The following is a 13896-nucleotide window of genomic DNA, read 5'->3' as shown; positions in this document are numbered from 1 at the left end:
GCAAGCCTTCAGGTCAATTTCCAACCAGCGTTTCCTTATAAATAGATCTCTGGAGCTTTCAGGACCGTGAACGTGTTGGCCAAACATAAAAATAAAGAAGGGAATTATTTAAAGCTTTTCTGTAAAGCTTGTAAAAGCTAGGACGGCCCTCTTCTGTGGATAACCAGGTCTGGGCCTTATGGATCGTGATGTACAGAGAATGACAACTACAGTGGAAAACCGTGTTCAGCCTGTGCTGCAGTGTCGGATAACCTGTGTGTGGAAACGCCAGTTATCCACAGGTCGGTTATCCACCGGGTTCTACCCCCAGTTGTCCAGTGCCCTCAGAGGCGGTTATCCACAGAGCTTATTCATACACCGTTGGTCGCCTTTTTGCCGGTTAACGCATTGATTAATCATGTTCACCACACAACCTGCATGTGGATAAGTGGACCGCTCGCCGCTACAATGGCCGCTTGTTTTTGCCTCACCGGCTTTCAACTTAGGGGATATCCGTGTCAGTGGAACTTTGGCAGCAGTGCGTGGAGCTTTTGCGCGAGGAGCTGCCTGCCCAACAATTCAACACCTGGATCCGTCCACTACAGGTCGAAGCCGAAGGCGACGAGTTGCGCGTCTACGCACCGAACCGTTTTGTGCTGGACTGGGTCAACGAAAAGTACCTGGGTCGCGTCCTTGAACTGCTGGATGAGCACGGCAACGGCATGGCGCCTGCGCTTTCCTTATTAATAGGCAGCAAACGCAGTTCGGCACCGCGTGCCGCGCCGAATGCGCCATTGGCGGCTGCGCAAGCATCTCTTGCCCAGGCCAATGCGGCACCGGTCAGCGCTCCTGTGCCGGCACCGACGCCTGCTCCGGCGAAGCGCTCGACGCAGAAAACCGAAGAAGTCAGCGAAGAGCCGTCCCGTGACAGCTTCGATCCGATGGCCGGTGCGGCCTCGCAACAGGCCCCGGTGCGCGCCGAACAGCGCACCGTACAGGTCGAAGGTGCGCTGAAGCACACCAGCTACCTCAACCGCACCTTTACCTTCGAGAACTTCGTTGAAGGCAAGTCCAACCAGCTCGCCCGTGCGGCAGCCTGGCAGGTAGCAGATAACCCCAAGCACGGCTATAACCCGCTGTTCCTTTATGGCGGTGTCGGCTTGGGTAAAACCCACTTGATGCACGCAGTGGGTAACCATCTATTAAAGAAGAATCCGAATGCCAAGGTCGTGTACCTGCATTCCGAGCGCTTTGTGGCCGACATGGTCAAGGCGCTGCAGCTGAACGCGATCAACGAGTTCAAGCGTTTCTACCGTTCGGTGGACGCCTTGTTGATCGACGATATTCAGTTCTTCGCCCGCAAGGAGCGTTCGCAGGAAGAGTTTTTCCACACCTTCAACGCCCTGCTTGAAGGTGGCCAGCAGGTCATTCTCACCAGTGACCGCTATCCGAAAGAAATCGAAGGCCTTGAAGAGCGCCTCAAATCCCGTTTCGGCTGGGGTCTGACTGTTGCCGTCGAGCCGCCTGAGCTGGAAACCCGCGTGGCGATCCTGATGAAGAAAGCCGACCAGGCCAAAGTCGAGCTGCCACACGATGCGGCGTTCTTCATTGCCCAGCGCATTCGCTCCAACGTCCGTGAGCTGGAAGGTGCGCTGAAACGCGTGATCGCCCACTCGCACTTCATGGGCCGTGACATCACCATCGAGCTGATTCGCGAATCCCTGAAAGACTTGTTGGCACTTCAGGACAAACTGGTCTCTGTGGATAACATTCAGCGCACTGTCGCCGAGTACTACAAGATCAAGATCTCCGACCTGCTGTCCAAGCGCCGTTCGCGCTCGGTGGCGCGTCCGCGTCAGGTGGCCATGGCCTTGTCCAAGGAACTCACCAACCACAGTCTGCCGGAAATCGGCGATGTGTTTGGCGGTCGCGACCACACGACGGTGTTGCACGCCTGCCGCAAGATCAACGAACTTAAGGAATCCGACGCGGACATCCGCGAGGACTACAAGAACCTGCTGCGTACACTGACCACTTGATGAACACCAGCGCAGCTTATTAAGGCAAGGGACTAGACCATGCATTTCACCATTCAACGCGAAGCCCTGTTGAAACCCCTGCAACTGGTCGCAGGCGTCGTCGAGCGCCGACAGACCTTGCCGGTACTCTCCAACGTGCTGTTGGTTGTCGATGGCCAGCAATTGTCGCTGACCGGTACCGACCTGGAAGTCGAACTGGTTGGCCGCGTGCAACTCGAAGAGCCGGCCGAAACAGGTTCCATCACCGTGCCTGCGCGCAAGCTGATGGACATCTGCAAGAGCCTGCCCAACGATGCGCTGATCGACATCAAGGTCGACGAGCAGAAGCTGGTGGTTAAGGCTGGCCGTAGCCGCTTCACCCTGTCGACCCTGCCGGCCAACGATTTCCCGACCGTTGAAGAGGGCCCGGGTTCGCTGACCTGCAGCCTGGAGCAGAGCAAACTGCGGCGTCTGATCGAACGCACCAGCTTCGCCATGGCGCAGCAGGACGTGCGTTACTACCTCAACGGCATGCTGCTGGAAGTCTCGGCCGGGGTGATCCGTGCCGTGGCCACCGATGGTCACCGTCTGGCGATGTGCTCGATGCAGGCCGATATCGGTCAGCCGGACCGCCACCAGGTGATCGTGCCGCGCAAAGGTATTCTCGAACTGGCACGCCTGCTCACCGAGCCGGATGGCAATGTCAGCATCGTTCTCGGCCAGCACCACATTCGTGCCACCACCGGTGAATTCACCTTCACTTCGAAACTGGTCGACGGCAAATTCCCGGACTACGAGCGCGTACTGCCGAAAGGCGGCGACAAGCTGGTACTGGGTGATCGCCAGGCCCTGCGTGAAGCCTTCAGCCGTACCGCGATTCTGTCCAACGAGAAGTACCGCGGCATTCGACTGCAACTGGCCAGCGGTCAGTTGAAGATCCAGGCCAACAACCCGGAGCAGGAAGAAGCGGAAGAAGAAGTGGGCGTTGAATACAACGGCGGTTCGCTGGAAATCGGCTTCAACGTGAGCTACCTGCTCGACGTACTGGGCGTGATGACCACCGAGCAGGTTCGCCTGATCCTGTCCGACTCCAACAGCAGTGCGCTGGTGCAAGAGTCCGACAACGACGACTCGGCTTACGTTGTCATGCCGATGCGTCTGTAATCAGCTGACTCTGGATGTCCTTAAGTCGTGTTTCGGTCACCGCGGTGCGTAATCTGCACCCGGTGACCTTCTCCCCCTCCCCCCGCATCAACATCCTTTACGGCGCCAACGGCAGCGGCAAAACCAGTGTTCTGGAAGCCATTCACCTGCTGGGGCTTGCCCGTTCGTTTCGTAGCACGCGGCTGTTGCCAGTCATCCAGTACGAGCAACTTGCCTGCACCGTGTTCGGTCAGGTCGAGCTGGCCGAGGGTGGACACAGTGCGTTGGGGATATCGCGCGACCGTCAGGGCGAGTTCCAGATCCGCATCGACGGTCAGAACGCTCGCAGCGCCGCGCAACTGGCGGAGATCCTGCCGCTGCAGTTGATCAACCCCGACAGCTTCCGCCTGCTCGAGGGCGCGCCGAAGATTCGCCGGCAGTTTCTCGACTGGGGCGTGTTCCACGTCGAACCGCGGTTCATGGCGACCTGGCAGCGTCTGCAGAAGGCCTTGCGCCAGAGAAACTCCTGGCTGCGGCATGGTACACTTGACGCCGTTTCGCAAGCGGTTTGGGACAGGGAACTGTGCCAGGCCAGCGCTGAAATCGATGAATACCGCCGCGCTTACATCAAAGCCTTGAAACCAGTCTTTGAACAAACCTTGAGCGAACTGGTTGAGCTCGAAGGTTTGACGCTCAGCTATTACCGAGGCTGGGACAAGGACCGGGAATTGAGTGCCGTATTGGCTGGCTCCGTGCAACGGGATCAGCAAATGGGTCATACCCAGGCCGGACCACAACGGGCTGATTTGCGTCTTCGATTGGGCGCACACAACGCCGCGGACATCTTGTCCCGGGGTCAGCAGAAGTTGGTGGTGTGTGCCTTGCGCATCGCCCAGGGGCATCTGGTGAGCCAGGCCCGCCGCGGCCAGTGTATTTATCTGGTGGATGACTTGCCGTCCGAGCTGGACGAGGGCCACCGTCGTGCGCTGTGCCGCTTGCTGGAAGACTTACGCTGCCAGGTTTTTATCACCTGTGTAGATCACGAATTATTGAGGGAAGGCTGGCAGACGGAAACGCCAGTCGCTCTGTTCCACGTGGAACAGGGCCGTATCACCCAGACCCACGACCATCGGGAGTGAAGGCATTGAGCGAAGAAAATACGTACGACTCATCGAGCATTAAAGTGCTGAAAGGCCTGGATGCCGTGCGCAAACGTCCCGGTATGTACATTGGTGACACCGACGATGGCAGCGGTCTGCACCACATGGTGTTCGAGGTGGTCGACAACTCGATCGACGAAGCCCTCGCCGGCCATTGCGACGACATCAGCATCATCATCCATCCGGATGAGTCCATCACCGTTAAAGACAACGGTCGTGGCATTCCGGTAGACGTACACAAAGAGGAAGGCGTTTCCGCCGCCGAGGTCATCATGACCGTCCTCCACGCGGGCGGTAAGTTCGACGACAACTCCTACAAAGTATCCGGCGGTCTGCACGGTGTAGGTGTGTCGGTAGTGAACGCGCTGTCCGAAGAGCTGGTACTGACTGTTCGCCGCAGCGGCAAGATCTGGGAACAGACCTACGTCCACGGCGTACCGCAGGCACCGATGGCCATCGTTGGCGACAGCGAAACCACCGGCACACAGATTCACTTCAAGGCTTCCAAGGAAACCTTCAAGAACATTCACTTCAGCTGGGACATCCTGGCCAAGCGTATTCGTGAACTGTCCTTCCTGAACTCTGGTGTCGGCATCGTCCTCAAGGACGAGCGCAGCGGCAAGGAAGAGCTGTTCAAGTACGAAGGCGGCCTGCGTGCGTTCGTTGAATACCTGAACACCAACAAGACTGCGGTCAACCAAGTGTTCCACTTCAACATCCAGCGTGAAGACGGCATCGGCGTGGAAATCGCCCTGCAGTGGAACGACAGCTTCAACGAGAACCTGTTGTGCTTCACCAACAACATTCCGCAGCGGGACGGGGGCACCCACCTGGTGGGCTTCCGGTCGGCGCTGACGCGTAACCTGAACAACTACATCGAGCAGGAAGGCCTGGCGAAGAAGCACAAGGTCGCCACTACCGGTGACGATGCCCGTGAAGGCCTGACCGCGATCATCTCGGTGAAGGTGCCGGATCCGAAGTTCAGTTCGCAGACCAAAGACAAGCTGGTGTCTTCCGAAGTGAAGACTGCAGTCGAGCAGGAGATGGGCAAGTACTTCTCCGACTTCTTGCTGGAAAACCCGAACGAAGCCAAGCTGGTCGTCGGCAAGATGATCGACGCAGCGCGCGCCCGTGAAGCAGCGCGTAAAGCCCGTGAGATGACCCGCCGCAAAGGCGCGCTGGACATCGCCGGCCTGCCAGGCAAGCTTGCCGACTGCCAGGAAAAAGACCCGGCCCTGTCCGAACTGTACCTGGTGGAAGGTGACTCCGCGGGCGGCTCTGCCAAGCAGGGACGTAACCGCAAGACCCAGGCGATCCTGCCGTTGAAGGGCAAGATCCTCAACGTCGAGAAGGCTCGTTTCGACAAGATGATCTCGTCCCAGGAAGTGGGCACGCTGATCACCGCGCTGGGCTGCGGTATCGGTCGCGAAGAGTACAACATCGACAAGTTGCGTTATCACAACATCATCATCATGACCGATGCTGACGTCGACGGTTCGCACATCCGTACCCTGCTGCTGACCTTCTTCTTCCGTCAGTTGCCGGAGCTGATCGAGCGCGGCTATATCTACATCGCCCAGCCGCCGCTGTACAAGGTCAAGAAAGGCAAGCAAGAGCAATACATCAAAGACGACGACGCCATGGAAGAGTACATGACGCAGTCGGCCCTGGAAGATGCGAGCCTGCACCTGAACGAAGAAGCCCCGGGTATTTCCGGTGAGGCGCTCGAGCGTCTGGTGAATGACTTCCGTATGGTAATGAAGACACTCAAGCGTCTGTCGCGCCTGTACCCGCAGGAACTGACTGAGCATTTCATCTACCTGCCGGCGGTGAGTCTGGAAATGCTTGGCGACCACGCCAAGATGCAGGATTGGCTGGCGCAATACGAAGTCCGTCTGCGCACCGTCGAGAAGTCGGGCCTGGTCTACAAGGCCAGCCTGCGTGAGGACCGTGAACGTGGCGTGTGGCTGCCAGAGGTCGAACTGATCTCCCACGGCCTGTCGAACTACGTCACCTTCAACCGCGACTTCTTCGGCAGTAACGACTACAAGACCGTCGTCACCCTCGGTGCGCAACTCAGCACCTTGCTCGACGAAGGCGCGTACATCCAGCGTGGTGAGCGCAAGAAAGCCGTCACCGAGTTCAAGGAAGCCCTCGACTGGCTGATGGCCGAAAGCACCAAGCGCCACACCATCCAGCGCTATAAAGGTCTGGGCGAAATGAACCCGGATCAGCTGTGGGAAACCACCATGGACCCAAGCGTGCGTCGCATGCTGAAAGTCACCATCGAAGACGCCATTGGCGCAGACCAGATCTTCAACACCCTGATGGGTGATGCGGTCGAGCCACGCCGTGACTTCATCGAGAGCAATGCGTTGGCGGTTTCGAACCTGGATTTCTGATCGAGGTTGCTGTCAACGAAAAGGCCAACGCATCTGCGTTGGCCTTTTTTTTGGCAGATCAAAAGATCGCAGCCTGCGGCAGCTCCACATGGATTACCGGTAGGAGCTGCCGCAGGCTGCGATCTTTCGATTTTTACTCTGACTCAACCGTCACACTCTCCAACCGATACCCATATCCATAAATCGTCAGCAACTGCCAACCCCGATCCGCCGTCAGCCCCAACTTGTTACGCAGCCGATAGATATGCGTATCCAGCGGTCGCGACGACGCCATCTCCTCATGCGGCCAAAACCGCTCGTACAGATAATCCCGCGACAACGGCCGGCCCAGATTGCTGAACAGACAACGGGCGAGTCGATACTCCCGCTCAGTCATGACGATGGGTTTGCCCTCACGGGTGACGGTCAACTCTGCATCATCGAATGTCAGGTCATTGAAGCTCAGCACTTCACTAGCAGCGCTGCGTTGCTGGCTGTGTCGGCGCAGCACGGCGGCGACCCGGGCTTTCAGCTCATTGGGGCGGAACGGTTTGCTCACGTAATCATCGGCACCGGCGTTGAGGGCCTGGACGATATCGCTTTCGCCGTCGCGGCTAGTCAACATGATCGCGGCGGGCGGTGCTTCCATGTGTTCGCGAGTCCAGCGCAGCAAAGCCAGACCCGTGAGGTCGGGCAGTTGCCAGTCGAGGATCAACAGGTCAAAGGTTTCGCGGCGTAGCTGTCGCAGCAGATCTTCGCCGCGCTCGAAACTGTGCAGTGACCACGGCTGTTCGCCCACGGCCGCCATCTGCTGCAGGGTTTGCTCGACCCGGCGCAGTTCGGCCGGCTCATCGTCCAGTATCGCAACGCGCATACGCGTGGGTTCCTTGTTGCTTGGTCAGTGGCGGCCACCATAACGGCTTGGCCGGTGTGATGAAAGTAAGCCGTCCGCCGTCGGTCGACCTCCGCTATGATTCTTCTGATCTACGTCTTCAGACCTGTGGCCCATGAAACCATTCACTGTCCCCTGCCCCTGCTTGCCATGAATAACCCGCGCCGGCGTGAAAGCCGAGAGCCGAGTCAGGTCCAGCGTCTGTTTCGACAGCTGGTGCGTGAGTGGTTGTGGATAAGTTTAGTGCTGTTGCCGCTGACTGCGCTGTTGTCGTATCGCGCGCAGATCAGCCTGCACGACGTGGCGCCAGTCTGGAGTGCGCTGCTCTCGGTAGCGTTGGTGGCCTGCGTATTAGGTTTACTGCAATGGCGTCCGCGCTGGGCTATGTGGGTCACTTTGTGTGGGGTGGCGTGCGTATTGGTGACCAGTGCTGGCCTGGCGGAGGTCCGCCACTGGTGGTCACCGACCCCGGCGGCGCTCGGCATGTTGTTCGGCTATCTGATCTGGAACTGGCGGCGCCTGAGTGTGGTGCTGAAGTACTTTGGCTGGGAGCTGGCGCGGCTGGACCGCGAGCCGAAAGTTTTTCCGGAGCGCCGCCGTGCGCAATTCACCAGCGCCGACCAGTTGCAAAGACAGATCATGGCGCTGGAGCAGGCCATGAGCCGCACCCGCGATACCCGGCGGTTCATTGCCGACGGACTGGAATACCTGCCGGTAGCGACGTTGATCAGTGATCCCAAGGGGCAGATTCTGCTGGGCAACCGCAAGGCTCGCGCACTGTTCGATCACCCGCTGGTGGGTGACGAGGTGCTTGAGCAACTGGCGCGCCTCGGTTATCCGGAGTTGCCCACAGAATCGCGACCGGCGCTGGCGGCCCTGCCGTTGCTGGAGTTTCGCGATCACAAGGAGCGCAGCCTGCGTCTGGAACGCGCAGCGTTGCTGCCAGTGGATGGGGATACACCGATCGGCTGGTTGCTGAGTCTTACCGACCTGAGTGCCGAACGCGCTGCCGAAGAGCAACGCGGTGTATTGCTGCGATTTCTCTCCCACGATCTGCGCGCGCCGCATTCGGCCATTCTGGCCCTGCTCGATGTGCATCGCCATCAGGCCGGAGCGGATTCCCCGCTGTTCGAGCAGATCGAGCGCCAGGTGCGCCGCGCGCTGGATCTGACCGATGGTTTCGTGTTGCTGGCGCGGGCCGAGTCCGAGGCCTATCAATTCCAGCCCAGCCTGTTCGCCATGCTGGTCCTGGATGTACTCGACCAAGCCTTGCCCATTGCCCAACAGAAAGGCATCCAGTTGTTGCATGACATGGATGAGCCAGCCCAGGAACGCCTGATCAGCGCCGATCAGGCTCTGCTGACCCGCGCCTTGTTCAACCTGCTGGAAAACGCGATCAAGTACAGCCCGGCCGGGACCACGATTGAGCTGCGCGTCCGTTGTCAGGGCGAGTGGCTGTGTTGTGAATTGACCGATCAGGGCAAAGGCATTGCCGCCGAAGAACTGCCGGATCTGTTCAGCCAATATCGACGCTTTTCATCGGCGCAGGGGATCGACGGGGTCGGTCTGGGTCTGTCGATGGTCAAGGCTGTGATCGACCATCACGGCGGCAGCATTGAGTGCCAGAGCGTGGTCGATCAAGGCACGACCTTCCGCCTGCGGCTACCGTTGATTGCCGAGTAAACGAGCACAAAAAAACCGGCTATATCAGCCGGTTTTTTTACTTCCGAAAAAAACTTATGCACGTTTTATGGCGTTTTATCAGATTAAGAAATATATAGATAAATCAATCAGTTACTTTGAATATTCAGGGTTTCTCAACAAAACCGTACACAGGTTATCCACAAAAATCAGACAGCCACTTGATCGTTTGTCACCGGGGCCTGCGGCGCTGGTGGCAAGGACCCCATTTCGCGTTGTGTCTGCTCGTTCCAGGCCTGGACCCGATCATTCAGGTCAGCAATCGCGCGCGGCCCAGTGCCCGCGGCATACATCGGCTCACCAATCACCACAGTGATTACGCCGGGCTGCTTGCCCCAGCCGATTTTCGGCCAGAACTTGCCGGCATTGTGTGCAATCGGCAGCACTGGAAGCGCCGCATTCACCGCCAACGCGCTGCCACTGCGCGAGAACTTGCCGACGGTACCAAAGGGAACGCGGGTGCCTTCAGGGAAGATCAATACCCAGACGTTGTCCTTGAGCAGCTCGTCGCCTTTCGCTGCGACCTGTTTGAGCGCGGCTTTCGGGTTGTCGCGGTCGATCGCAATCGGCCGCAACATGGCCATCGCCCAGCCGAAGAACGGCACGTACAGCAATTCGCGCTTGAGCACCTGGCTCAACGGCGAGAAATAAGCGGAGAGGAAAAACGTCTCCCAGGTGCTCTGGTGGTTCGACTGAATCACGCAGGGCCGGTCAGGCACGTTTTCCGCGCCCTTGATTTCATAGCGGATACCGAGAAACACCTTGGTCAACCACAAGGCGCAACGGCACCAGTACACGTTGATAAAACGATAGCGCGCCTTGAACGGCAGAAAGGGCGCGATAAAAAAGCTCAGGCTGCACCACAGCAAGGCGGTGGTGCCCAGCAGCAGGTAAAAGAGAAAAATTCTGATGGCCTGCAGTATCGACATGGCGACGTTTACCGTTACGGGCAATGCCCGACTGTTCAAGCGCACTCCCGATCAATCCCTGGTCAGGAACTTCAGAAGCGCTCTAGTTGTGGATAAGTTCTGCGGCAATCGCCGCCAGATCGTCAAAAATCAGGGTGCCAACCGGCAGGTTTTTGCCCAGGGTTTTTTCGCCTTTCCCGGTCTTTACCAAAACGGGCTGTGAATCGACGGCTTTGGCGGCCTCCAGGTCACCAAGGCTGTCGCCGACGAACCAGACATGGGTCAGTGCGACGTCGTAATGCTGCGCGATGGTTTTCAACATGCCGGGTTTCGGCTTGCGGCAATCGCAACCCTCGTCCGGACCATGCGGGCAATAGACGATCAGCCCGACCTCACCGCCCTGCTCCGCCACCAGTTCGCGCAGTCGCGCGTGCATGGCGTCGAGGGTGGCGAGGTCGTAGTAACCGCGAGCAATGCCCGACTGGTTGGTGGCAACCGCCACCGTCCAGCCGGCCTTGCTCAACTGCGCAATCGCCTCGATCGAGCCGGGCAGTGGAATCCACTCCTCCACCGATTTGATGTAAGCGTCGGAGTCGTGATTGATCACTCCGTCCCGATCGAGTATCAGCAGTTTCAACAGTATTTCCTCAACCCAGCAGCGAAATGTCGGCGACACCGAGGAACAGGCCACGCAGACGCGCCAGCAGCGCGTAACGGTTGGCTCGCACATTGGCGTCGTCGGCATTGACCATCACCGCGTCGAAGAACGCGTCCACCGGCTCGCGCAGGGCGGCCAGGCGGGCCAGCGATTCGTTGTACTGACGCGCCGCAGCCATTGGCTGCACAGCCTGATCGGCCTGCTGGATCGCCGAGTACAGCGAGAACTCGTTGGCGTTGTCGAAGTACTTGGCCTGCACCTCGGTCGGTACCGAACCTTCAATTTTGCTCAACAGGTTCGACACACGCTTGTTCACCGCCGCCAGCGCTGCCGCTTCCGGTAGTTTGCGGAAGGCCTGCACCGCTTGCACACGCTGGTCGAAGTCCAGCGCCGACCCCGGCTTCAGGGCACGTACCGACAGGTAGGTGGCAACATCCACGCCCTCGTCTTCATAACGCGCACGCAGGCGGTCGAAGATGAATTCCAGCACAGCGTCATTCAGGCCGGCAGCCTTGACCTTGCTACCGAACGCGGCCACGGCGAATGCCACGGCATCGTTCAGATCGAGGTCGAGTTTTTTCTCGATCAGGATACGCAGCACGCCGAGTGCCGCACGGCGCAGGGCATACGGGTCCTTGCTGCCGGTTGGCAGCATGCCGATACCGAAGATGCCGACCAGGGTGTCGAGCTTGTCGGCAATGGCGACGGCAGCGCCGGTCAGGGTTGCCGGCAGTTCGGCACCGGCACCGCGCGGCATGTACTGCTCGTTAAGCGCCAGCGCGACGTCTTCCGGCTCGCCGTCGTTGAGGGCGTAGTAGTAACCGGCGACACCTTGCATCTCCGGGAACTCGCCGACCATTTCGGTGGCCAGGTCGCACTTCGACAGCAGGCCGGCGCGGGCCGCCCACGAAGCATTGCCGCCGATACGTGCAGCGATGTACGCGGCCAGTTTCGATACGCGCTCGGCCTTGTCGTAGACGCTACCGAGTTTTTCCTGGAACACCACGTTCTGCAGGCGCAGGTTGAAGGCTTCGAGTTTCTGCTTCTTGTCTTGCTTGAAGAAGAACTCGGCGTCGGTCAGGCGTGGGCGCACCACTTTCTCGTTACCGGCGATGATCTGCTGCGGATCCTTGCTTTCGATGTTGGCGACGGTGATGAACCGTGGCAGCAACTTGCCGTCAGCGTCCAGCAGGCAGAAGTACTTCTGGTTGTCCTGCATGGTGGTGATCAGGGCTTCCTGCGGCACGTCGAGGAAACGTTCCTCGAACGAACACACCAGCGGCACCGGCCATTCAACCAACGCGGTCACTTCGTCGAGCAGTGCCGGCGGCACAATCGCGGTGCCTTCCTGACGGGTCGCCAGCTCTTCGGTGCGCTTGCTGATGATCTCGCGACGCTCGTTGGCATCGGCCAGGACATAAGCGGCACGCAGGTCGGCCAGGTAGCTGGCCGGCGAACTGATGCGCACGCTTTGCGGGTGATGGAAACGGTGACCACGGGATTCACGGCCAGCCTTTTGCGCGAGGATGGTGCAGTCGATGATCTGGTCACCGAGCAGCATCACCAGCCATTGGGTCGGACGCACGAACTCTTCCTTGCGCGCCCCCCAACGCATGCGTTTCGGGATCGGCAGGTCGTTCAGCGAGTCTTCGACGATGGTCGGCAGCAGACTTGCAGTCGGCTTGCCGGCAATGTTCTGGCTGTAACGCAGCTTCGGCCCGCTCTGATCGATTTCTCCCAGCTCGACGCCGCACTTCTTGGCGAAGCCCAGGGCGGCCTGGGTCGGATTGCCTTCGGCATCGAACGCGGCCTGACGTGGCGGGCCGTCGAGATTGATGCTGCGATCCGGCTGCTGGGTGGCCAGCGCGGTGATCAGCACTGCCAGACGCCGTGGTGCTGCGTAAACGGTTTTGCTTTCGTAGCTCAGGCCAGCCGCTTGCAGGCCTTTGTCGATACCGGCGAGGAACGCTTCAGCCAGAGTGTTCAGGGCTTTTGGCGGCAGTTCTTCGGTGCCCAGTTCAACCAGAAAATCTTGCGCACTCATTGTGCAGCCTCCAGCTTGGCCAGTACTTCGTCACGCAGATCCGGGGTCGCCATCGGGAAGCCCAGCTTGGCGCGCGCCAGCAGGTAGGCTTGCGCAACGGAACGCGCCAGGGTGCGTACGCGCAGGATGTATTGCTGACGCGCGGTCACCGAGATCGCCCGGCGCGCATCCAGCAGGTTGAAGGTGTGCGAAGCCTTCAGGACCATTTCGTAGCTCGGCAGCGGCAGCGGCTGGTCGAGTTCGATCAGGCGCTTGGCTTCGCTTTCATAGAAGTCGAACAGCTCGAACAGTTTGTCGACGTTGGCGTGTTCGAAGTTGTAAGTGGACTGCTCCACCTCGTTCTGGTGGAACACGTCGCCGTAGGTCACCTTGCCGAACGGACCGTCAGCCCAGACCAGGTCGTAGACCGAGTCCACGCCCTGCAGGTACATGGCCAGACGCTCGAGACCGTAAGTGATCTCGCCGGTCACCGGGTAGCACTCGATGCCGCCCGCCTGCTGGAAGTAGGTGAACTGGGTCACTTCCATGCCGTTGAGCCAGACTTCCCAGCCCAGACCCCATGCGCCGAGGGTCGGCGATTCCCAGTTGTCTTCGACGAAGCGAATGTCGTGGACCAGCGGGTCCAGGCCGACATGCTTGAGCGAGCCCAGATACAGTTCCTGGAAGTTGTCCGGGTTCGGCTTCAGGACGACCTGGAACTGATAGTAGTGCTGCAGACGGTTCGGGTTTTCCCCGTAACGGCCGTCAGTCGGACGGCGGCTTGGCTGCACGTACGCGGCGTTCCAGGTTTCCGGGCCGATGGCGCGCAGGAAGGTCGCGGTGTGGAAAGTGCCGGCGCCTACTTCCATATCGTAGGGCTGAAGTACCACACAACCTTGCTCGGCCCAGTATTGCTGGAGCGCGAGGATCAAGTCTTGGAAGGTACGCACGGCTGGCGTAGGCTGGCTCACGAAATTCACCTGTTTCTTGGGCTGCGATTTAAAGAGCGGGAGTATACCCGATTCAGTCGCAC

General features: G+C 59.3%; 10 protein-coding genes. 5 read left to right on the top strand and 5 right to left on the bottom strand.

Annotated features, from left to right (window positions below):
- Positions 1 to 494: 494 nt before the first annotated feature.
- Genes dnaA through gyrB form a run of 4 tightly spaced genes read left to right on the top strand, consistent with a single transcriptional unit; the run spans position 495 to position 6702 of the window.
- Entirely contained in the window at positions 495 to 2018 is a 1524-nt protein-coding gene (gene dnaA, locus ACXR0M_RS00585) for a chromosomal replication initiator protein DnaA (RefSeq protein WP_458828975.1), read from the top strand.
- A 39-nt stretch (positions 2019 to 2057) separates the two neighbouring features.
- Positions 2058 to 3161 carry a DNA polymerase III subunit beta gene (gene dnaN / locus ACXR0M_RS00580; RefSeq protein ID WP_007960767.1) on the top strand — a complete coding sequence of 368 codons (1104 nt, stop codon included), beginning with the start codon at positions 2058 to 2060 and terminating at the stop codon, positions 3159 to 3161.
- A 14-nt stretch (positions 3162 to 3175) separates the two neighbouring features.
- Positions 3176 to 4279 (top strand): DNA replication/repair protein RecF, encoded by a 1104-nt coding sequence (recF, locus tag ACXR0M_RS00575; protein WP_038359568.1) that lies wholly within the window; start codon positions 3176 to 3178, stop codon positions 4277 to 4279.
- Positions 4280 to 4284: 5 nt separating this feature from the next.
- Positions 4285 to 6702 (top strand): DNA topoisomerase (ATP-hydrolyzing) subunit B, encoded by a 2418-nt coding sequence (gene gyrB / locus ACXR0M_RS00570; protein ID WP_458828972.1) that lies wholly within the window; start codon positions 4285 to 4287, stop codon positions 6700 to 6702.
- Positions 6703 to 6835: 133 nt separating this feature from the next.
- Here gyrB and ACXR0M_RS00565 read toward each other — a convergent pair whose 3' ends face one another.
- Complete coding sequence (locus tag ACXR0M_RS00565) at positions 6836 to 7555, bottom strand: response regulator transcription factor (RefSeq protein ID WP_458828970.1); 720 nt, start codon at positions 7553 to 7555, stop codon at positions 6836 to 6838.
- Positions 7556 to 7723: 168 nt separating this feature from the next.
- Here ACXR0M_RS00565 and ACXR0M_RS00560 point away from each other — a divergent pair, with 168 nt between their 5' ends.
- Positions 7724 to 9256 carry a sensor histidine kinase gene (locus tag ACXR0M_RS00560; protein WP_458828968.1) on the top strand — a complete coding sequence of 511 codons (1533 nt, stop codon included), beginning with the start codon at positions 7724 to 7726 and terminating at the stop codon, positions 9254 to 9256.
- 167 nt (positions 9257 to 9423) lie between these two features.
- Here ACXR0M_RS00560 and ACXR0M_RS00555 read toward each other — a convergent pair whose 3' ends face one another.
- The 4 genes from ACXR0M_RS00555 to glyQ form a co-directional block, all read right to left on the bottom strand.
- Entirely contained in the window at positions 9424 to 10203 is a 780-nt protein-coding gene (locus tag ACXR0M_RS00555) for a lysophospholipid acyltransferase family protein (protein WP_458828966.1), read from the bottom strand.
- 82 nt (positions 10204 to 10285) lie between these two features.
- A complete protein-coding gene (gene gmhB / locus ACXR0M_RS00550) occupies positions 10286 to 10825 on the bottom strand; it encodes a D-glycero-beta-D-manno-heptose 1,7-bisphosphate 7-phosphatase (protein WP_458829832.1) in 540 nt (179 codons plus the stop codon).
- Positions 10826 to 10829: 4 nt separating this feature from the next.
- Positions 10830 to 12884 (bottom strand): glycine--tRNA ligase subunit beta, encoded by a 2055-nt coding sequence (gene glyS, locus ACXR0M_RS00545; RefSeq protein WP_458828964.1) that lies wholly within the window; start codon positions 12882 to 12884, stop codon positions 10830 to 10832.
- The gene (gene glyQ, locus ACXR0M_RS00540) at positions 12881 to 13834 is read right to left on the bottom strand and encodes a glycine--tRNA ligase subunit alpha (protein WP_003187265.1); all 954 of its coding nucleotides are present in this window, start codon (positions 13832 to 13834) and stop codon (positions 12881 to 12883) included. Before glyQ ends, glyS begins: the two co-directional genes overlap by 4 nt.
- Positions 13835 to 13896 lie beyond the last annotated feature (62 nt).

The organism is Pseudomonas sp. Eth.TT006 (assembly GCF_054456575.1).
The sequence above is the reverse complement of the archived record's forward strand: the minus strand, read 5'-3'. Positions and strand labels throughout refer to the sequence as shown.